The sequence below is a fragment of the Citrobacter sp. MGH103 genome, assembly GCF_001034475.2.
Lineage (GTDB): Bacteria > Pseudomonadota > Gammaproteobacteria > Enterobacterales > Enterobacteriaceae > Citrobacter > Citrobacter freundii.
The window spans coordinates 2101560-2121285 of the sequence record NZ_CP073043.1; the positions used below are offsets into that span (position 1 = coordinate 2101560).

The following is a 19726-nucleotide window of genomic DNA, read 5'->3' on the forward strand; positions in this document are numbered from 1 at the left end:
ATGCTGAACATCAAACAACGCGAAGAAAGGGATTCACTACTGGCGAAACGCGAAGGACTTCGCGAGGAACTGGCGTTCGCTGTAGAACATAAAAAACCGTGGCAGTGGGGAAGTTGGGAGTCAGGCGAAGTCCACACCGTAGTGTGCGAAAAACATGGCGACTATGAGCGCATGTCGCTCATTGGTAAAGCGTTTCGTGGTACCGAAAATGTTAAACATTCCCTGTGCCCGGGGTGCGTGCGCGATGAGTTGGCGGCAGTCGATACCGGGCTGCATGCGTTGCAGGTATCTGACCTGCTGGACAACGTCGGGATCGCCCGCCGATTTGAGGGCTGTGAGTTTAGTAATTATCAAGCGGTTAATCAGGGTGCTGCAAAAAACCTTGCAGCATGCCAGCGCTATGTCAACAGCTGGTCGGAGCGTATTAACGCAGGAACGGGGCTGGTGATGACCGGGAACTGCGGGACAGGAAAGAACCATCTGGCGGTATCGATGGCAAAGAGCATTGTTCGTGAGTATCTGGCCAGCGTGGAAATCACCGATGTTATGCGCCTTACCCGGGCTGTGAAAAACACGTGGCGCCACGGTGCTGACAGTACCGAAGAAGACGTTATCGAGCGTTTCGCATCACTGGATCTGCTGATTATCGATGAGGTGGGCGTGCAATTCGGTAGTCCGACGGAAATGACCATCCTGCAGGAGGTTATCAATGCCCGTTACGAGAGCGTGCTCCCGACCATCCTGATCAGCAACCTGACCTTTGAGCAACTGAAAGAGTCCATTGGTGAGCGCATCGTGGACAGGGTTACCGATGGTGGACGAAACCGCCTGGCGTTTGGCTGGGAAAGCTATCGCGCAATTGCTACAGGGGTAACCGCATGATGACTCCGGTATGGAAAAATAATGATCTGGAAGGTGCGGTAATTGGCGCGATTTTTCTGCGCAATACCGACCCTGAGGTTCTGGGCATTCTTTCCCGTATGCCGGCGAGTGTATTTTCCGTCCGTCAGTACCGTGAAATTTATTCCGGCATTTGTCGTCAGGCTCGGGGGACCGGAGTGATAGATCCGCTGTTACTGTGTGAGATCATGCCAGAACACAGCGCAACGATACTCGAGTCAAGCCGTATCGCATGGGCTAAATCAGCTCTGACGTATTACGTTTCCACACTGGAACGTAATGCTGCCGTTCGTGACGCCGAGGCTGTAATCGAGACAGCGTTGGCTGGCATTCGCAATGCCGCCAATGGTGAAAACGCAGTCGAAGCGTTGAAAGCCGCGCAGGAGGCCATGGCTTCAATTTCACTCACTCCTGATACCGTTCAACCTGTGCATATTGATGAAATCTTACCTGCAGTAATTGACCGGGTAGATGCAAGAAATCAGGGGCTGGAAGAGGCCAAACCGCTGATGACCGGCATTGAAGAACTGGACGCTAAAACCGGCGGCATTGAACCGACAGATCTGGTCTTCATTGCGGCTCGTCCGTCGATGGGGAAAACGGAGCTGGCCCTGGACATTATCGATAAGGTATCAGAGCAGGGGCGTGGCGTACTGTTTTTCAGCATGGAGATGGCCAACATCCAGATTGGCGAGCGAATGGTATCTGCTGCTGGTGGTATGTCAGTGTCCAGACTCAAAGCGGCCGCGAAATTTGAAGATGAAGACTGGGCACGGTTATCTACAGGTATCGGGCATCTTACCGGGCGCAATATCTGGTTGGTCGATGCCACAGATCTGACGCTTGAGCAGATCCAGCAAACGGCAACCAGTCATCAGATTGCTCATCCAGAAACCGCGCTGGTGGTTATCGATTATCTGTTACTCATTAAGATCCAGAGCACGGCACGCTATGACCTCGCAGTGGGTGAATTGTCGAAGGGGTTAAAGCGCCTCGCTAAAACAAACCGCACTCCCGTTCTGGCGCTGAGTCAGCTTTCGAGAGGCGTGGAATCCAGACCTAACAAACGCCCTATGAACTCAGATCTGAAGAACTCAGGTGAAATTGAGGCAGATGCTGACATCATCATGATGCTCTATCGCGATGAAGTTTATAACCCCGAATCACCGGCAAAAGGGATCGCGGAAATTAACATCACCAAGCAGCGTAACGGCGTTCTTGGGACCGTATATCGCCGTTTCTATAACGGGCATTTTCTGCCGATTGACCAGGAAGAAGCGAAATCAAAATCAGCATCGCAGCAAAAATTACAACCGCGTCGGTATGCAAAAGCTTAAGGAGCCAACAATGGATCGTCTAATTCATGAAATGTCCTATTTGTTCACCAAAAAGCGCTTCATTGAGCTACAGGAGTCCGCACGAGACATAGCTATCAGTCATAGCGACTATCCCGAATGCTTTGGTCTTATTGCTGATGCAATTGATGAGTTCCTTGAAGCTACGCCTGAGGATGAATGGCGTGAGCGTGAAAAAATATTTATGCACTACGTTGCAATGCGTGCGTTATCGCTATGGGGAAACGGCGGTAAAGTTACCGATATCCTGTGGGCACACCCTGGCTGGTTTGGCACCGCTGAGAAAGGAGATACCATTCAATGAAACTGGAATCAGCGCTTAAACATTTCAGCCCTCAAGGGATGCACATCAGCGACGACGTGAAAGGCACCTCTCCGGATCGTATCACCGGTACAGATGTAATGGCTGCTATTGGTACCACCAGCAGCCGTGCGCGTTTTGGTCTGGCTGCTTTCTTCGGCAAGGCTGGTATCAGCAAAACTGATGAACAGCTCGCAGTTCAGGCGCTGGCGCGACATGCGATGGAGACAGCACCAAAGAACGTGCGCAAAGTTGCCGGTGGTGAGTTCGGATGGTGCATGCTGATGCTGTCGCAATTTGCCTTTGCTGAATACTCCCGTTCTGCGGCAACTAGCGTGACATGTCACAGTTGCAGCGGTACCGGACGAACCACACGCGAGCAGGTCACCCGTAAAGTTTCGTACCCATGGGGTAAAGCACCATATTGGGCTAACCGCTCTCGTGCTGTTCGTCCGTCTGACTGGGAGCACTGGACTGAGGTAACAGAGGTTGTACCGGCCGTCTGTGATAGTTGCGGAGGCAAGGGAACAATCAGCGCCCGCTGCCGTTGTAGTGGAAAGGGCGAGGTACTGGACCGCATCGCGACAAAAGACCGCGGCGCACCGGTTTTCAAAACGTGTGAGCGTTGCAGCGGCGAGGGGTATTCCAGAGTGTCATCTGCGACCGTTCACCGAGCTATCCTTAAACGTCTGCCGGATCTCCATCAGTCCTCATGGTCTCGTAACTGGAAGCCATTCTATGAAATGTTGGTTGATGCACTGCACAAGGGAGAGCGTCAGGCATCATCAGAATTTGAGAAAGCAACAACTTATTGATGCGATCGGAGCAAATGGCGACACTTTTTGCACGTTAGTGTTGACTTTGCATAAAATTGTCCTGTATGCTTCTGATTATGGAGTATAACGCCTGTAGATAATTAACCTCGAAAAGCCCGCCACGGCGCGGGTTTTTTTGTATCCGCATTTCCTGCGCACCGCCCGCGCATCCATCACGTCGAACCAATCCATTTGAAATGAGCCTTTGAGGAAGTCGGTTAGCGCTGGCGAGCCTCGACGGGCTGATTTCCTGTGCGGCAAAGGTTCATCTCAAAGTAAGGTAAACGCCATGAGTAAAACTGATCCGACAGGCAGTAAAGAGCGGCTTGTTTTTGGAGTCGGAAAGCTTGATGTTCATCCTGTGATTATTAACGGGGTAAGGACGAGAGCATATAGAGTCTGGTTCAGTATGCTTAAAAGATGCTATGGGAAAGGTTCGTCATACAGACGTGATTATGAAGGGTGTTCCGTAGATCCGCATTGGCACAAATTTAGTAACTTTAAAGATTTTTACGATAAATTTTACTTTGAAGGCGCTGAACTTGATAAGGATTTGCTTAGCCTAGGTAATAAGGTTTATTCAAAAGAAAAATGTGTATTTATTCCTCAGTGGCTTAATACCTTTATTACCATAAGAACGGATAAGGCAAGCCCTTATCCTATTGGGGTTACGACTGCCAGCAAAAGTAAAAAATACCAAGCCGCGATTAAGTTTAATGGTGAAAACAGGCATCTTGGCTTGTTTTCAGACCCTTATGATGCGCACTTAGCATGGTATAAGGCAAAAATGGATATTGCATATGGGTATAAATCCATATGTGATTCGCTTCACCCTAAATTGTATAACGGCCTAATTATAAAAATAAAAAGCTTAAAGTTAATCCCTCAATAGAAATTATCTGCCCCATACCACAATTAATCAGGCTTGACGGGAATCATCCTGACCTGCCCCCACGATTAGATACAACACTCAGTTAGTAACGTCGGAATCTTCATTCTCAGAATGACCCTTTCTCCAGCCCGCTGCAAATTCAGACGGTGTCTGATAATTCAGCGTGGAGTGCGGGCGGCATTCGTTATAATCCTGCCGCCAGTCATTAATAATTTTCCTGGCATGAACGATATCGCTGAACCAGTGCTCATTCAAACATTCATCGCGAAATCGTCCGTTAAAGCTCTCAATAAATCCGTTCTGCGTTGGCTTGCCCGGCTGGATTAAGCGCAACTCAACACCATGCTCAAAGGCCCATTGATCCAGAGCACGGCAAGTGAACTCCGGCCCCTGGTCAGTTCTTATCGTCGCCGGATAGCCTCGAAACAGTGCAATGCTGTCCAGAATACGCGTGACCTGAACGCCTGAAATCCCAAAGGCAACAGTGACCGTCAGGCATTCCTTTGTGAAATCATCGACGCAGGTAAGACACTTGATCCTGCGACCGGTGGAAAGTGCGTCCATGACGAAATCCATCGACCAGGTCAGATTGGGCGCCGCCGGACGGAGCAGCGGCAGACGTTCTGTTGCCAGCCCTTTACGACGTCTTCTGCGTTTTACGCCCAGGCCACTGAGGTGATAAAGCCGGTACACGCGCTTATGATTAACATGAAGCCCTTCACGGCGCAGCAACTGCCAAATACGACGGTAGCCAAAACGCCTGCGCTCCAGTGCCAGCTCAGTGATGCGCCCTGATAAATGCGCATCAGCAGCCGGACGGTGAGCCTCATAGCGGCAGGTCGACAGGGATAAACCTGTAAGCCTGCAGGCACGACGTTGCGACAGACCGGTCGCATCACACATCAACATCACGGCTTCCCGCTTCTGGTCTGTCGTCAGTACTTTCGCCCAAGAGCCACCTGAAGCGCCTCTTTATCCAGCATGGCTTCGGCAAGCAGCTTCTTGAGTCTGGCGTTCTCTTCCTCAAGCGACTTCAGGCGCTTAACTTCAGGCACCTCCATACCGCCATACTTCTTACGCCAGATGTAAAACGTGGCATCGGAAATGGCATGCTTGCGGCAGAGTTCACGGGCGGGTACCCCAGCTTCGGCTTCGCGGAGAATACTGATGATCTGTTCGTCGGAAAAACGCTTCTTCATGGGGATGTCCTCATGTGGCTTATGAAGACATTACTAACATCGGGGTGTACTAATCAACGGGGAGCAGGTCAATCCGCTACGTGCTTTGTTGATAAATCCAGCCCGTGAAGCCTGCTCCCTTACTACAAACAGCACCCGCTAACTATGCGAGGTGAGGCTATGAAAATGAATGACAAGAACCCTGAATTCTGGGCTGCGGTTTTGACCGGACTCAAAAATGCGTGGCCCCAGATTCTGGGGGCGTCAATGGCCGGACTCATTGCCTATGGTCGTCTGATATATGACGGTGCAACACGAAAAAATAAATGGCTTGAGGGCGTCCTTTGTGGCGCCCTTTCTTTATGCATCACCAGCGCGCTTGATGTGGTTGGCCTTCCTGTATCGATATCACCGTTCGTCGGTGGTGTGATTGGATTCGTCGGCGTAGACAAACTGCGCGAAATCGCTATCAGCGCACTCAAAAAAAGGGCAGGGGTGACCGATGACAACCAGTAATGTTTCCCGCGGTATCCGCAACAATAATCCCGGCAATATCCGCTGGGGTGACGAATGGCAGGGCCTGGCACCCAAAACACAGCGCACCGATAAAGCATTTTGCCAGTTCACCACGCCTGAGTATGGTATCCGGGCGATGATCATCATCCTGCGCAACTACCAGCGCAAGCATGGTCTGAACACTGTAAGCGGCATTATCAAACGCTGGGCCCCGCCAAACGAGAACAATACACAGGCGTATATCAACAGCGTGGCTCAGGCGGCGGGCGTTACCCCCGACAAGCGCATCGATACCAGCGACAGCCGTTTCATGATGAAATTGCTACAGGCAATCATTAAGCACGAGAACGGTAGCCAGCCTTACGGATTCGATACGTTTGTTCGCGCAGTCGAACTGGCGGGGTAATCATGAATATCGCGCTGGTGGAACAATACTGGAAACCACTGGCGCTAATATTGCTGGTGGTAGGCGCGTTTATCACCGGAAATGTCTGGAGTGATCGGGGCTGGGAAAAGAAGTGGGCTGACCGTAATAGCGTGGAATCATCGCGAACAGCGAACGCGCAAACCGCCGCCCGCATGATTGAGCAAGGGCGCATAATTGCCCGTGATGAGGCTGTAAAAGATGCACAAGCACAATCCGCTAAATCTGCTGCCACTGCTGCTGGCCTGTCTGCCACTGTTAGCCAGTTGCGCACCGAAGCAACAAAGCTTGCCACTCGCCTGGACGCCGCAAAGCACACCGCAGATCTTGCCGTTGCCGTCCGAGGCAAAACAGCCAGCGCCGACGCCGGAATGCTCGCCAACATGCTCGGAAGTCTTGCAGAAGAAGCTAAACGTTATGCTGGAATCGCTGACGAACGCTACCGGGCAGGAATGACATGTGAGCGTGTTTACGACTCGGTAAGAGAGTCGAATAACAAAAGGGTTGAATGATGAATGTCGAAAATCTGACCGAAGCATATTACATCAACAACGGGATAAAAGAGCTACAACGACAGAAAGGCATACTGGAAAGTGGTGATGGGCTTGGTGTGACAATTCAGTCCACATATCAGGATAAAGCCTTTCTCGATGCTATTCGCCCACATGCAGTGGCTGAACTTAATCGCCGGATTGAGGAAAAGAAAGTCGTGCTGGTTAGTCTTGGCATCTCATTCACTTAAGGAAGCCTGTGGAGGTCATATGCGTCTCACTGTATTAGATGACGATCCCGGCAGGAAGATTAATCTCGGTGTAGAGCGATACGCTGTTTTTCTCGATGGTATTGAGGTTAAGCATGTCTTCACTGCTGACGATGAGAAGGGCGAAGTAATCGCTGCTGTTCTCGATGAGCGTGGTTATATGACGACAGATAACGGTGAAGTGAAGCGGCAAACGCTTTACGGTTCCGTGAGGATTGAACCATGCCAGCGTTAATCCCTCGCGCATGTCGCAAGCGAGGTTGTCCCGGTACGACTACTGACCGTTCAGGCTACTGTGAGCAGCATCGCAATGAGGGCTGGCAACAGCACCAGCAGGGTAAGAGTCGCCATGAGCGTGGCTACGGCAGTAAGTGGGATATCAAACGCGCCCGCATCCTGAAGCGTGACAACCATCTGTGTCAGAACTGTCTGCGTACTGGACGTGCTGTCGCGGCCACAACCGTTGACCATATCAAGGCTAAGGCACATGGGGGTACCGATGATGATTCGAACCTCGAAAGCCTGTGCTGGCCCTGCCATCGTTCGAAAACAGGGCGCGAACGCTTCAAATGATAATGATTACCATCAACAAGCGTGGAGGGGAGGGGGAGGTCAAATCCCTGTAGCCGAGAGCCCAAGGGACCGCCGCCTAGCCTTTCTTCACATCGCCGCAGGTTAGAAAACTTTTTTTGGGGTCCCCCAGCCGATGATTAATAGGAGTTTTCGATTATGTCAGGACCGCCGAAAACCCCTACCCATCTGCGTTTGGTGAGGGGTAACCCATCCAAACGACCGATCAACAATAACGAGCCGAAACCACCTAAAGGGGTCCCCCCAGTTCCCAAGCATTTCGACAAGCAGGGGAAGTACTGGTTTAAGCGGATGGCTGAAGAGTTGGACGCCATCGGTGTGATCTCCCAGCTTGATGGGCGAGCCCTTGAACTGCTTGTGGAAGCGTATGCCGAATACAGACATCACTGCGACACGCTGGAGATTGAGGGGTATACGTACCGAACTGAAACGCAGACTGGTGACGTCATGATAAAGGCACACCCGGCTGCAATTATGAAAGCTGACGCCTGGAAGAGGCTGCGAGCCATGCTTGGTGAGTTCGGAATGACGCCTGCCAGTCGCTCGAAGGTAAGTACAAAAACTCCGGGCGAAGTTGATCTTATTGCTGAATTTATGAAAGCGAGGGACTGATGGCTAAAGTTTCTGATGGCATACGTTACGCCGAACGCGTCGTGGCCGGGGAGGTTATTGCCTGTGAATATGTCCGTCTTTCCTGCCAGCGATTTCTTGATGATCTTAAGCACGGTGAAGAACGTGGCATCTATTTCAGCGAGCCCCGCGCACAACACATCCTCAATTTCTATAAATTCGTGCCTCATGTTAAAGGAGCACTGGCAGGCCAGCCGATTGAGCTGATGGACTGGCATGTTTTCATTCTGATCAACATCTTCGGTTTTGTTATTCCCCTGGTAAATGAAGAAACAGGCGAAGTTGTGCTGCGTAATGATGGCAGCGGCCGTCCGGTGATGGTTCGCAGGTTTCGCACGGCATATAACGAAGTCGCCCGTAAAAATGCCAAATCGACACTATCTTCTGGCGTTGGTCTTTATATGGCTGGCGCCGATGGTGAGGGCGGGGCAGAGGTTTATTCCGCAGCGACTACGCGGGATCAGGCTCGCATCGTTTTTGAAGATGCGAAAAACATGGTTAAAAAAGCGAAACCCACACTTGGGCGACTGTTTGAATTCAATAAACTGGCGATCTACCAGGAGCAGACAGCATCCAAGTTTGAACCGCTTTCTTCTGATGCCAACAATCTTGATGGTCTCAATATCCATTGTGGCATCGTCGACGAAATTCATGCGCATAAAACCCGTGATGTCTGGGACGTTCTGGAGACTGCAACCGGCGCACGATTGCAGTCTCTTCTGTTTGGCATAACGACTGCCGGGTTTAACAAAGAAGGGATTTGTTACGAGCTGCGCGATTATGCCATTAAGGTGCTGCGTGGCTATAACAGCGAAGTGGAAGGCGCGGTTAAGGATGATACCTTTTTCGCCATTATCTTCACGCTGGATAAGGATGATGATCCGTTTGACGAAACAGTCTGGCAAAAGGCTAACCCCGGGCTGGGTATCTGTAAGCGCTGGGATGACCTTCGACGCCTGGCAAAGAAGGCCAAAGAACAGGTTTCCGCCAGAGTAAACTTTTTCACCAAACACATGAATATCTGGGTGACCGCTGAGTCAGCCTGGATGGACATGATTAAGTGGGAAAACTGTGAGTTTATAGCCCCCCGTCATGAGCTGAAAACCTACCCGATGTGGGCTGGTGTGGATCTGGCCCACAAGATTGATATTTGTGCTGCGGTAAAACTCTGGCGGGCAGACAACGGTCACGCGCATGCAGACTTTAAATTCTGGTTACCCGAAGGGCGACTGGAAAAATGTTCCGCTCAAATGGCGCAGATGTATCGCAAATGGGCCGAGCTTGGAAAGCTGGAACTGACCGATGGTGATGTTATCGATCATGCGCAGATTAAAGCTGATTTTCTGGAATGGATTAGCGGCGAAAACCTGAAGGAAACCGGGTTTGACCCCTGGAGCGCAACGCAGTTTAGCCTGGCTCTGGCAGAAGAGGGTGTGCCGCTGGTAGAGGTTCCGCAAACGGTCAGAAACTTTTCTGAGTCAATGAAAGAAGTGGAGTCTCTGGTTTATGGTGGGCGTTTTCATCACAGCAATCATCCGGTTATGAACTGGATGATGTCTAACGTCACCGTCAAGCCTGACAAAAACGACAATATCTTTCCGAACAAATCCACGCCAGAAGCGAAAATAGACGGGCCTGCCGCCTTGTTTACCGCAATGAGCCGCATGCTTGTAAACGGCGGCGAACAACAGGACAGCCTCTCTGACCATCTGGAAAGTTACGGCGTCCGTTCATTATAAAGAGGCAGTTATGATCCTGATGATTCTCGCCCCACTGATCGGGGTGATGGGCGCTATTTTGCTTTCGTTTGGTGTATGGATGATTTATCCGCCTGGAGGCTTAATCAGTGCGGGTATGCTTTGCCTTATCTGGTCATGGCTGGTTTCCCGCACGCTTTCGCTGGCCGGGAAAACATTGCGAGGAGGGACTGACTGATGTTTTTCCCCGGAATGTTCAAAAAAAGTGACGCCCCTGTCACTACTCCGGCAGAACTCGCTGAAGCAGTGGGAATGACTTACGACACCTATACAGGGAAAAGGGTAAGCAGCCAGAAAGCCATGCGGCTTACAGCAGTTTTCGGTTGTATCAGGGTTCTTGCTGAGTCGATGGGTATGCTGCCCTGTAACCTGTACAAGATAACCGGAAACAGTAAACAAAAAGCGACTTCTGAAAGGCTGCATAAATTACTGACGATGAAGCCAAATGATTACATGACCCCCCAGGAGTTCTGGGAGCTGGTCATTGTCTGTCTTTGTCTTCGCGGTAATTTTTACGCCTACAAAGTTAAAGCGCTTGGCGAGGTGGTGGAGCTGCTTCCTATTGACCCCGGGTGTGTTGAACCAAAGCTTAACAGCCAGTGGCAGCCGGTTTACCAGGTAACATTCCCCGATGGTTCAACAGATGTGCTTGGGCAGGATGATATCTGGCATGTCAGAACGCTTACCTTTGACGGGCTGGTGGGGCTGAACCCTATAGCCTATGCAAGAGAAGCAATATCTCTGGGAATGGCAACAGAGGAACATGGGGCGCGGTTGTTCTCAAATGGCGCGGTTACCTCCGGTGTACTCCGCACTGAACAAACGCTCACTGACGCTGCTTATACAAGGCTGAAAAAAGATTTTGAGGATCGACATCTCGGGCTGAGCAATGCGCACCGACCAATGATTCTCGAAATGGGACTGGACTGGAAGTCGATGGCGCTCAATGCGGAAGACAGTCAGTTCCTTGAGACCAGGAAATTCCAGCTGGAGGAAATATGCCGCCTGTTCCGGGTGCCGATGCACATGGTGCAGAACACTGACCGCTCGACGTTTAACAATATTGAAAACCTCGGCATGGGGTTTATCAATTATTCACTCGTTCCGTATATGACCCGCATTGAGCAGAGAATCAACATCGGGCTGGTGAAGGAATCAAAGCAGGGTGTTTACTACGCAAAATTCAATGCCGGCGCATTGCTGCGCGGGGATATGAAGTCGCGATTTGAGGCGTATTCAACAGGCATTAACTGGGGTATTTACTCACCAAATGACTGCCGGGAACTTGAAGAACTTAACCCACGCGCAGGCGGAGATATTTACCTTACGCCAATGAACATGACGACGAAGCCGTCAGACAGCAGCAAGAACAAAATAACTGAGGAACAACATAATGCCGATGACTAAACAGCGGCTGGATATTCCGCTACAGCTAAAGTCTGTCAGCGACAGCGGGGAGTTTGAAGGTTATGGCTCTGTTTTTGGCGTAAAGGACAGCTACGATGATGTTGTCGTGCCAGGCGCTTTTTCGGCCTCCCTTCAGGCATGGAAAGAAAAGAATGCTCTCCCTGCATTACTCTGGCAGCACCGTATGGATGAACCCATCGGTATTTACACGGAGATGAAAGAGGATGAGGTTGGCCTTTATGTTAAAGGCCGGTTACTCATTGATGACGATCCCCTTTCGAAACGCGCACACGCCCACATGAAGGCCGGTTCTTTAACCGGCCTTTCTATTGGTTACATGCTGAAAGACTGGGAGTACGACCGTGTTAAGGGTGTGTTCCTTCTCAAAGAGATCGACCTGTGGGAAGTCAGTCTCGTCACGTTTCCGTCGAACGATGAAGCGCGTGTAAGTGATGTCAAAAGCGCATTTTCGCGCGGAGAAATCCCTTCTCAAAAAAGTATTGAACGAGTCCTGCGCGATGTTGGGCTCTCACGCACCCAGGCTAAAGCATTCATGGCCGGGGGTTATAGCTCACTTTCACTGCGTGATGTTGATGAGGTGAGTACCGCACTGGATGCACTGAAAAACATCAAATTTTAATCAGGAGTTAATTATGTCAGTTGACGTTAAAGACGTAGAGCAGGTCGCGCAGGAACTGCAGGCGAAGTTTGATGCGTTCAAAGAAAAGAACGATAAGCGCCTGGAAGCAGTTGAACAGGAAAAGGGCAAGCTGGCAGGTGAGGTTGAAACCTTAAACGGCAAGTTGTCTGAACTGGATGAGCTTAAATCTGCGCTGGAAGAGGAACTGAAGCAGGTTAAACGTCCAGCCGGTGGTCCTCAGAGCAAAGCCGCAAGCGAACATAAAACCGCTTTCATTGGCTTTATGCGCAAGGGTAAAGATGACGGGCTGCGCGAACTTGAACGCAAAGCTCTGCAGGTCGGTGTGGATGAAGATGGTGGCTATGCCGTGCCGGAAGAGCTGGATCGCACGATCCTTAATCTTCTGAAAGATGAAGTGGTGATGCGCCAGGAGGCGACAACCATCACAGTCGGCGGCGCTAACTATAAAAAACTGGTTAATCTCGGCGGTACGGCTTCGGGTTGGGTTGGTGAAACGGATGACCGCCCGGAAACCGATGCGTCTAAACTCGGTCAGATTGAGCCGTTCATGGGGGAAATTTACGGTAACCCGCAGGCCACTCAAACCATGCTGGACGATGCCTTCTTCAACGTCGAAGACTGGATCAACAGCGAACTGGCAATTGAGTTTGCAGAGCAGGAAGAAATCGCCTTTACCAGCGGTAACGGGACGAAGAAGCCGAAAGGTTTTCTGGCATATGCTTCCACGCTTGATCCGGACAAGACTCGTGCATTTGGTACTCTCCAGCACATTCTCTCTGGCGCTGCGGCAGGCGTAACGGCTGATGCGATCATCAAACTGGTCTACACGTTGCGTAAAGTGCATCGTAATGGCGCTAAGTTCATGATGAACAACAACAGCCTGTTTGCTATCCGAATCCTGAAAGATTCAGAAGGCAACTACCTGTGGCGTCCTGGTCTGGAACTTGGTCAGCCTTCCTCTCTGGCCGGGTACGGTGTGGCAGAGAACGAACAGATGCCGGATATCGCGGCTGATGCTAAAGCAATTGCATTTGGCAATTTCAAACGTGGTTACACCATTGTTGACCGCATCGGCACCCGCATTCTTCGTGACCCCTACACCAAAAAACCATTCGTTGGTTTCTACACCACCAAACGAACCGGGGGGATGCTGGTGGATTCTCAGGCCATTAAACTGCTGCAGATCGGCACTGGCGCTTAATTCTCTGGGGCTTCGGCCCCGATTTTTCGAGGTGATTTATGCCTGAATTATTGCGTGAACTTAAGTGGTCCCCAGATGGTTGTATTGTTGAATCCATTCCCGCTGGGGTGTATTCGGACGGTGAGCTACCTGCCCGCGCTGAGGAAATTGCTACCGAACTCGGTATTATCAAATTTGGTGGTGGCGGTGTTCATGTCCCTGCAGAGCCAGAGCCAGAGCCAGAGCCAGAGCCAGAGCCAGAGCCAGAGCCAGAGCCAGAGCCAGAGCCAGAGCCAGAGAAAACAAAACGTGGGAAGGCCAAATGAAACCGTCTATTGCCGAATTACGGCAGCAATGCCGGATAGACAGCGATGATGTTTCTGAAGATCAGACACTGGCGATATATCTCAGTGCAGCAAAGTCTCATGCTGAGAAAATTTTAAACAGGGCTCTATACGATACGAGCATCCCGGATAGTAACCCTGATGGCATCATCATCAGCGACGATATCAAGCTGGCGTTAATGCTTCTTGTCAGCCACTGGTACGAGAACAGAGAGCCGGTAAATATTGGCAATATTACAAGCACATTGCCGTTTGGTGTTCAGGCTCTCTTAGGGCCGCACCGGAAGCACCCGGGAACATAAGGGGGGTATATGCAGGCAGGTCGATTACGCCATCGCGTTACTATCCTGAACTTTACTTCTTTTCGCGATACTACAGGCCAGCCGGTTGAAGAGTGGCAGGAGGGAAAGACTATATGGGCGGAAGTGCTGGGTATCAGTGGTCGTGAGCAGTTGCAATCAGGAGCAGAAACGGCACAGGCAACAATTCGGGTGTGGGTCCGTTTCCGGCATGATGTGACTGCTGCGTCAAGATTAAAGGTGCTCACAGGACCATTTAAAGGCGCGGTACTGAATATCATCAGCCCCCCCATACCCGACAGTAAAGCCACCAGGCTGGAAATACTCTGTAAAAATGGAGCAGAAAAATGATTGATATCACTCTGGATTTTTCTGGCCTTGAAGAGATATCCCGCGATCTGGAATTACTGAGCCGCGCCGAAAACAACAAAGTTCTGCGTGATGCTACTCGAGCTGGTGCTGAGGTTCTGAAAGATGAGGTGATAGTAAGAGCGCCTGAACGAACCGGCAAGCTGAAGAAAAACGTTGTGGTGCTGACGCAGCGATCACGTAAACGCGGTGATATTTCATCCGGTGTTCATATTCGCGGTCGAAACATGCGAACGGGTAACAGCGATAATTCAATGAAAGCCTCCGATCGACGTAACGCGTTTTACTGGCGATTTGTCGAAATGGGCACAGTGAATATGCCGCCACATCCTTTTGTCCGTCCTGCGTTTGATACCCGTGAAGAACTGGCGACGCAGGTTGCTATGAAACGCATGAACCAGGCCATTGATGAGGTGCTGAGTAAATGACGGAAGATGACCTTTATCTTTTGCTGAGGCCGCTGGCCGGAGGGCAGGTTTATCCCTATGTCGCCCCGCTTGGCAGTGATGGTCATCCCTCGATATCGCCACCCTGGGTGATTTTTTCACTTATTTCTGATGTGACCGCTGATGTTCTTTGTGGGCAGGCCGAATCAGGGATATCGGTCCAGGTGGATGTTTACTCACTGACTCTCAAAGAGGCGCGGAATCTTCGTGATATGGCGCTTCAGGCGGTTAAGCCACTCAATCCCACCAATATAAGCAAAACTCCTGGTTATGAACCAGAGAACCGGTATTACCGGATGACGCTGGAATTTCAGGTCACCGTCTGACATATCCATTAACTCACAGACCCGCTACGGCGGGTTTTCTATTTTCAGGAGACAAATATGTCCTCACTGTATGAAAAATCGCAGGGTACTAAAATTCAGATCACCTCTGCGCCAGTGACACTGGATACGATTGGCGCCGCAACCTGGCTGGATTTGCACTGTACTATCAAAGAAGTCCAGTTTACTGGTGGTCAGAAGCAGGACATTGATGTCACAACTCTGTGCTCAACCGAGCAGGAAAATATCAACGGCCTGGGCGCTCAGTCAGAAATCTCTATGTCCGGTAACTTTTATGTTAACCCGGCACAGGATGCGCTGCGTGATGCCTATGATAACGACACCACGTATGGTTTTCGGATTGTCTTCCCGTCTGGTATTGGCTTCCAGTTCCTGTCTGAAGTTCGTCAGCACACCTGGTCTTCAGGGACAAACAGTGTGGTGGCCGCAACGTTTTCGCTACGCCTGAAAGGTAAGCCGACGAAAATTGATAACGCGCTGCGCCTGACCACCGACCTGCCTGACACCAAATCTGTTACCTCTGGTGCGGCTTTGTCACTGACGGTCGTAGCTGCCGGGGGAACGGCACCTTATTCCTACGTCTGGAAGAAGGGCGGCAGCGCGGTTAGTGGACAGACGACAGCAACGTTCAACAAGGCAAACGCTGCTGCAGGTGATGCCGGTGATTACGTTTGTGAAGTTACCGATGCCTCCACACCTGCCGGGAAAGTCACCTCAGCAACCTGCGTCGTAACGGTAGCGTAATTCATCTTCTTTAATCAGGGATAAAAAATGGCTAAAAGTCTTAAAGAACTGGCGCTGGCTAAAATGTCAGGCTTTCGTCATAAAATCATTACGGTCCCTGAATGGGGCGGTGTGAAGGTTGTTCTGCGGGAACCTTCTGGCGAAGGGTGGCTACGCTGGCAGGAAATTGCAAAATCAGGTACTGATGAAGAAGGCGAGGTATCTGTATCAGAAAAAGCACACCGTAATCTTTGTGCTGACGTGGTGTTGTTCATTGATGTCCTTTGCGATACCAACAAGCAACCGGTATTCAGCGTCGATGAAGAAGAACAGGTACGTGAAATTTACGGACCCGTTCATTCACGCTTGCTCAAACAGGCGCTTGACCTCATCAACAGTGCGGACGAAGCGCGGGAAAAGTCGCAACCCCCGGCGTAAAGTTTCTGATGTCGCTTGCGCTCCGCATGGGGCGCACGCTCTCAGAGCTTCGCCAGACCATGACAGCAAGCGAGCTACTGATGTGGATTGAGTTCGACAGGCAAAGCCCCATTGGCGATATTCGTGGTGATATCCAGGCTGCGCAGATCGTCTCTGCCATCTACGGCTCACAGGGGGCGAAAGTACCGCTGGACGATGCGATCCTGCGCTGGGGTGGTGATGAACAATCAGCACCGAAGGACCCGTTTGCAGGGCTTGAGGCTGCATTAACAGCAGCAACTCAGTGACATTGTAATCATTCCACATTAATATTTATTGCCTTCTAAACATGGAATAGGGATATGAATAAATTACTTCTGGTTGTTGCTATCGCTCTATTATCTGGATGTTCTACGCAGCCCGTTTCTACAGAACAAGCAAGAAGTGTTTCTGCTGACAGAATTTGGGATAAAAAAATCGTTAATAATTCTGCTGATACCGGGACAGTTGTCGTCAAAAGAGATTCCGGACTAATGGGTAGTGCGTGCCTTATCAGTATTTATATTGACGGAAATCCAATTGCAGATATTGATTCAAGGGAAAAAGTGACCTTCTACCCAAATCCAGGTCGGCATGTTTTAAGTGCAACTCCGCATGGCTGGTGTGCTGGTGGTATGGTTGAGGTTGGGGCTGAAGTAGTAAAAGATAAGGTATTAATATACCGGGTTGGATACGGGGCTAACGGCGATTTCAGATTTTCACCTACAGCCTTTTAAGTTAATTCTTGAATTAAAGACACCCGCCCAAAAAGCGGGTTTTTTATTAGGTGAAATATGGCGACACTCCGTGAATTGATAATTAAAATCTCGGCTAACTCCCAGTCTTTCCAGACGGAGATCGCGCGCGCTTCACGCACCGGACAAGATTATTACCGAACCATGCAAAATGGCGGGCGTCAGGCGGCAGCAGCATCAAGAGAAACACAGAAAGCGCTGGCGGAGGTAACCAGTCAGCTTAATTCAGCAAAGGCTTCTGCTATGGGCCTGGCTGGCGCTTTTGCAGGCGCATATGCCACTGGGCACCTTATTTCTCTGGCGGATGAATGGAGTTCGGTTAACGCAAGGTTAAAGCAGGCATCGCAATCGACTGATGATTTTAAAGAATCACAGCGTGCGCTGATGGATATCAGCCAGCGAACCGGCACCGCATTTTCAGATAACGCCAGCCTGTTTGCTCGTTCGGCGGCTTCCATGCGCGAATATGGTTACAGTTCAGAAGAGGTTCTGAAAGTAACCGAAGCTATTTCAACGGGACTTAAGCTGTCTGGCGCCAGCACATCTGAAGCTAGCTCAGTAATCACCCAGTTCAGCCAGGCGCTGGCGCAAGGCGTCCTTCGTGGAGAAGAGTTTAACTCTGTCAATGAAAATGGAGATCGTGTAATTCGTGCCCTTGCTTCAGGGATGGGAGTAGCCAGAAAAGACCTTAAAGCGATGGCCGATCAGGGGCAATTAACCGCTGACAAGGTGGTGCCCGCTCTAATCAGCCAGCTTGGATCACTTCGCGAAGAATACAGCGCTATGCCGCAGACAGTGGCGGCAGCATCAACAAAAATTGAAAATGCCTTCATGGCATGGGTTGGCGGGGCTAATGAAGCGACCGGCGCGACAAGCGCACTGACCGGTGTTCTCAATACCATTTCAGATAATATTAACACCGTAGCTGCTGCCGCTGGTGCTCTTGCCGCTATTGGTGGAGCAAGGTTTCTTGGTGGTATGTTCGGTGATCTCAGCGGGCAAACAGCACAACTGATCGATGCACGTAAAAATGAGATTGCGCTCGCTGCCGCCCGCGCCAGTTCAGCAACACAGTCTCAACGAAAAGCAGCAGCTGATGCAATTGCAGCTGAAAGAGCATATCAACTGGCCCAAATGGAACTTGAGCTTACCCGTAATACTAATGCAGAAGCGACGGCAACCCAGAACGTGATTGCCAAACGTCGCGCAATGATTACGGCTAATGCTGCACTGGTTCAGTCTAACCGCGCTGTTACTGCATCACAGCAGGCTCTTAACTCTGCGACATCTGTGATGGGACTAGTCAAAAGTGGAGCTACAGGTCTGCTTTCACTGGTTGGTGGTCTGCCAGGATTATTGATGCTCGGCGCTGGTGCCTGGTACACCATGTACCAGAATCAGGAACAGGCCCGACAATCTGCCCGCGAATACGCAAACCAGATTGACGAGATCAAAGAGAAGACATCGAAAATGTCTCTTCCTGAGTTGGACAGTAACCGTAGCCAGACTGTCACAGCACTGGAAGAACAAAAAAGGCTGATTACAGAACAGGAAAAAAGTGTAGCCAGCCTGAATCGCCGGATTAATGAACTCAATGAAGCGAGGAATGATCCAGCAATAAATCAGGAAAACGCCCTCAATATTCTTAAGTCAATTTCAATACTGACTGATCAAATCTCAATTGAGGAAGAAAAACTTGCTCAACTGAGAGAAAAATCTCGATCGGTATCGCAAGCTCTTGAGGAAAACGAAAGGCGGCGTAATGACCTGATTAAAGAGCGAGCCTGGCGACAGAACGCAGAATATCAGTCTCTGGTGAACATGAATGGGCAACATACTGAGTTCAATAGGTTGCTGGGGTTAGGTAATGAATTACTCAGGGCACGGCAAGGCCTGACTAACTCCCCGTTGCGTATTCCTCAGGCGACTCTTGATAATAAACAAACAGATGCGCTTGAAAAAAGTAGGCGTGAACTTGAATTATCTCGCCGTAAAGGTGAGGAGAGAGAACGCTTACGATTAAGTTATTCTGCTGATGATCTTGGCTTCGCTTCTAACGACCCTCGTTACCAGACCAGCCGCCAGGAGTTAATTAACAATGGCTTAGAAGAGTGGCGGAATAACCAGGCTAATAAACCGCAAAAGAAAGGACCAAAGAGCGATGCAGAAAAGGCGGTAGATACCTATGACCGTTTAATTAAGCAGCAAAAAGAGCAGATCGCGCTTGAAAGCCAAAATACTGAATTAGCGAAAGTTAAATATCAGGTTAGTCAGGGGGAACTCTCGACATTAAGTCAGTCGCAAAAAGCCGAATTAATGCGCAATGCTGCACTTATTGATCAGGTTAAACTACGTGAACAATTGCGTAATTACGAGGCAAACTTAGCTGATAGCAACGCCAGTTCACGCGCTGCTAATGATGCGGAGTTACTTGGTTATGGTCAAGGCACCCGTTTCCGAGAGCGAATGCGGGAACAGTTCAATATCCGCAAAGAGTTTGAAGAGAAGAATACAGCTCTGTTACGCCAACGCCAGGCTGGTGAAATTGACGAAACGTTTTATCAGGAAGGGCTGGCTCTGAATAAACGTTATCTCGATGAACGGTTACGAGATCAGTGAATCG

The 19726-nt window shown here is 50.3% G+C and carries 27 protein-coding genes and 1 pseudogene; 27 read left to right on the forward strand and 1 reads right to left on the reverse strand.

Annotated elements, in window-relative coordinates; translation table 11 throughout:
• From SK33_RS10110 to SK33_RS10130, 5 genes are all read left to right on the forward strand, one after another.
• A complete protein-coding gene (locus tag SK33_RS10110) occupies positions 1 to 882 on the forward strand; it encodes an ATP-binding protein (RefSeq protein WP_048217963.1) in 882 nt (293 codons plus the stop codon).
• Positions 879 to 2237 (forward strand): replicative DNA helicase, encoded by a 1359-nt coding sequence (locus tag SK33_RS10115; protein WP_048217962.1) that lies wholly within the window; start codon positions 879 to 881, stop codon positions 2235 to 2237. The genes SK33_RS10110 and SK33_RS10115 overlap by 4 nt, the downstream gene beginning before the upstream one ends.
• Positions 2238 to 2247: 10 nt before the next feature.
• The gene (locus SK33_RS10120) at positions 2248 to 2559 is read left to right on the forward strand and encodes a hypothetical protein (RefSeq protein WP_048217961.1); all 312 of its coding nucleotides are present in this window, start codon (positions 2248 to 2250) and stop codon (positions 2557 to 2559) included.
• A complete protein-coding gene (locus SK33_RS10125; protein WP_048217959.1) occupies positions 2556 to 3371 on the forward strand; it encodes an antitermination protein Q in 816 nt (271 codons plus the stop codon). The genes SK33_RS10120 and SK33_RS10125 overlap by 4 nt, the downstream gene beginning before the upstream one ends.
• A 289-nt stretch (positions 3372 to 3660) precedes the next feature.
• Entirely contained in the window at positions 3661 to 4263 is a 603-nt protein-coding gene (locus SK33_RS10130) for a hypothetical protein (protein WP_048217958.1), read from the forward strand.
• Positions 4264 to 4341: 78 nt separating this feature from the next.
• Here the strand turns inward: SK33_RS10130 and SK33_RS10135 are convergent.
• A protein-coding gene (locus SK33_RS10135) for an IS3-like element ISSen4 family transposase (RefSeq protein ID WP_096147877.1) occupies positions 4342 to 5462 on the reverse strand; the annotation gives its coding sequence in 2 pieces (ribosomal slippage) (positions 4342 to 5204 and positions 5204 to 5462; 1122 coding nt in all).
• A gap of 165 nt (positions 5463 to 5627) precedes the next feature.
• Between SK33_RS10135 and SK33_RS10140 the strand changes: the two genes are divergently transcribed.
• From SK33_RS10140 to SK33_RS10245, 22 genes and pseudogenes are all read left to right on the forward strand, one after another.
• On the forward strand, positions 5628 to 5957 hold the full coding sequence (locus SK33_RS10140; protein ID WP_079967939.1) for a phage holin, lambda family: 330 nt from the start codon (positions 5628 to 5630) through the stop codon (positions 5955 to 5957).
• Complete coding sequence (locus SK33_RS10145) at positions 5944 to 6363, forward strand: structural protein (RefSeq protein WP_048217955.1); 420 nt, start codon at positions 5944 to 5946, stop codon at positions 6361 to 6363. Before SK33_RS10140 ends, SK33_RS10145 begins: the two co-directional genes overlap by 14 nt.
• A gap of 2 nt (positions 6364 to 6365) precedes the next feature.
• Complete coding sequence (locus SK33_RS10150; RefSeq protein WP_048217954.1) at positions 6366 to 6893, forward strand: DUF2514 domain-containing protein; 528 nt, start codon at positions 6366 to 6368, stop codon at positions 6891 to 6893.
• Positions 6893 to 7123 carry a hypothetical protein gene (locus SK33_RS10155; RefSeq protein WP_047500056.1) on the forward strand — a complete coding sequence of 77 codons (231 nt, stop codon included), beginning with the start codon at positions 6893 to 6895 and terminating at the stop codon, positions 7121 to 7123. The genes SK33_RS10150 and SK33_RS10155 overlap by 1 nt, the downstream gene beginning before the upstream one ends.
• 19 nt (positions 7124 to 7142) lie before the next feature.
• A complete protein-coding gene (locus SK33_RS10160) occupies positions 7143 to 7376 on the forward strand; it encodes a hypothetical protein (protein WP_048217953.1) in 234 nt (77 codons plus the stop codon).
• Entirely contained in the window at positions 7364 to 7714 is a 351-nt protein-coding gene (locus SK33_RS10165) for an HNH endonuclease (RefSeq protein ID WP_048217952.1), read from the forward strand. The genes SK33_RS10160 and SK33_RS10165 overlap by 13 nt, the downstream gene beginning before the upstream one ends.
• 156 nt (positions 7715 to 7870) lie before the next feature.
• Positions 7871 to 8344 carry a phage terminase small subunit P27 family gene (locus tag SK33_RS10170; RefSeq protein WP_048217951.1) on the forward strand — a complete coding sequence of 158 codons (474 nt, stop codon included), beginning with the start codon at positions 7871 to 7873 and terminating at the stop codon, positions 8342 to 8344.
• Positions 8344 to 10101 (forward strand): terminase large subunit, encoded by a 1758-nt coding sequence (locus SK33_RS10175; protein WP_048217950.1) that lies wholly within the window; start codon positions 8344 to 8346, stop codon positions 10099 to 10101. The genes SK33_RS10170 and SK33_RS10175 overlap by 1 nt, the downstream gene beginning before the upstream one ends.
• A 10-nt stretch (positions 10102 to 10111) precedes the next feature.
• Positions 10112 to 10297, forward strand: coding sequence for a hypothetical protein (locus SK33_RS10180; RefSeq protein ID WP_008323320.1), 186 nt, complete (start codon positions 10112 to 10114; stop codon positions 10295 to 10297).
• Complete coding sequence (locus SK33_RS10185; RefSeq protein ID WP_048217949.1) at positions 10297 to 11526, forward strand: phage portal protein; 1230 nt, start codon at positions 10297 to 10299, stop codon at positions 11524 to 11526. Before SK33_RS10180 ends, SK33_RS10185 begins: the two co-directional genes overlap by 1 nt.
• Entirely contained in the window at positions 11513 to 12166 is a 654-nt protein-coding gene (locus tag SK33_RS10190) for an HK97 family phage prohead protease (protein WP_044701272.1), read from the forward strand. Before SK33_RS10185 ends, SK33_RS10190 begins: the two co-directional genes overlap by 14 nt.
• 13 nt (positions 12167 to 12179) lie before the next feature.
• The gene (locus SK33_RS10195) at positions 12180 to 13388 is read left to right on the forward strand and encodes a phage major capsid protein (protein WP_048217947.1); all 1209 of its coding nucleotides are present in this window, start codon (positions 12180 to 12182) and stop codon (positions 13386 to 13388) included.
• Positions 13389 to 13426: 38 nt separating this feature from the next.
• The gene (locus SK33_RS10200) at positions 13427 to 13693 is read left to right on the forward strand and encodes a hypothetical protein (RefSeq protein ID WP_048217945.1); all 267 of its coding nucleotides are present in this window, start codon (positions 13427 to 13429) and stop codon (positions 13691 to 13693) included.
• Positions 13690 to 14013 carry a head-tail connector protein gene (locus SK33_RS10205; RefSeq protein WP_048217943.1) on the forward strand — a complete coding sequence of 108 codons (324 nt, stop codon included), beginning with the start codon at positions 13690 to 13692 and terminating at the stop codon, positions 14011 to 14013. The genes SK33_RS10200 and SK33_RS10205 overlap by 4 nt, the downstream gene beginning before the upstream one ends.
• Positions 14014 to 14022: 9 nt before the next feature.
• Entirely contained in the window at positions 14023 to 14361 is a 339-nt protein-coding gene (locus tag SK33_RS10210; protein WP_048217941.1) for a phage head closure protein, read from the forward strand.
• Complete coding sequence (locus SK33_RS10215) at positions 14358 to 14807, forward strand: HK97-gp10 family putative phage morphogenesis protein (protein WP_048217940.1); 450 nt, start codon at positions 14358 to 14360, stop codon at positions 14805 to 14807. The genes SK33_RS10210 and SK33_RS10215 overlap by 4 nt, the downstream gene beginning before the upstream one ends.
• Positions 14804 to 15151, forward strand: a complete 348-nt coding sequence (gp17, locus tag SK33_RS10220; protein WP_048217939.1) for a tail completion protein gp17 — start codon at positions 14804 to 14806, stop codon at positions 15149 to 15151. The genes SK33_RS10215 and gp17 overlap by 4 nt, the downstream gene beginning before the upstream one ends.
• A gap of 57 nt (positions 15152 to 15208) precedes the next feature.
• Positions 15209 to 15913 carry an immunoglobulin domain-containing protein gene (locus SK33_RS10225; protein WP_048217937.1) on the forward strand — a complete coding sequence of 235 codons (705 nt, stop codon included), beginning with the start codon at positions 15209 to 15211 and terminating at the stop codon, positions 15911 to 15913.
• 27 nt (positions 15914 to 15940) lie between these two features.
• A complete protein-coding gene (locus SK33_RS10230) occupies positions 15941 to 16330 on the forward strand; it encodes a phage tail assembly chaperone (RefSeq protein ID WP_048217936.1) in 390 nt (129 codons plus the stop codon).
• A gap of 8 nt (positions 16331 to 16338) precedes the next feature.
• Positions 16339 to 16617 (forward strand): phage tail assembly protein T, encoded by a 279-nt coding sequence (locus SK33_RS10235; RefSeq protein ID WP_048217935.1) that lies wholly within the window; start codon positions 16339 to 16341, stop codon positions 16615 to 16617.
• A gap of 54 nt (positions 16618 to 16671) precedes the next feature.
• The gene (locus SK33_RS10240) at positions 16672 to 17085 is read left to right on the forward strand and encodes a lipoprotein (protein WP_048217934.1); all 414 of its coding nucleotides are present in this window, start codon (positions 16672 to 16674) and stop codon (positions 17083 to 17085) included.
• Positions 17086 to 17142: 57 nt separating this feature from the next.
• A pseudogene (locus SK33_RS10245) lies at positions 17143 to 19719 on the forward strand (phage tail tape measure protein); the annotation flags it as partial.
• Positions 19720 to 19726: the final 7 nt, after the last annotated feature.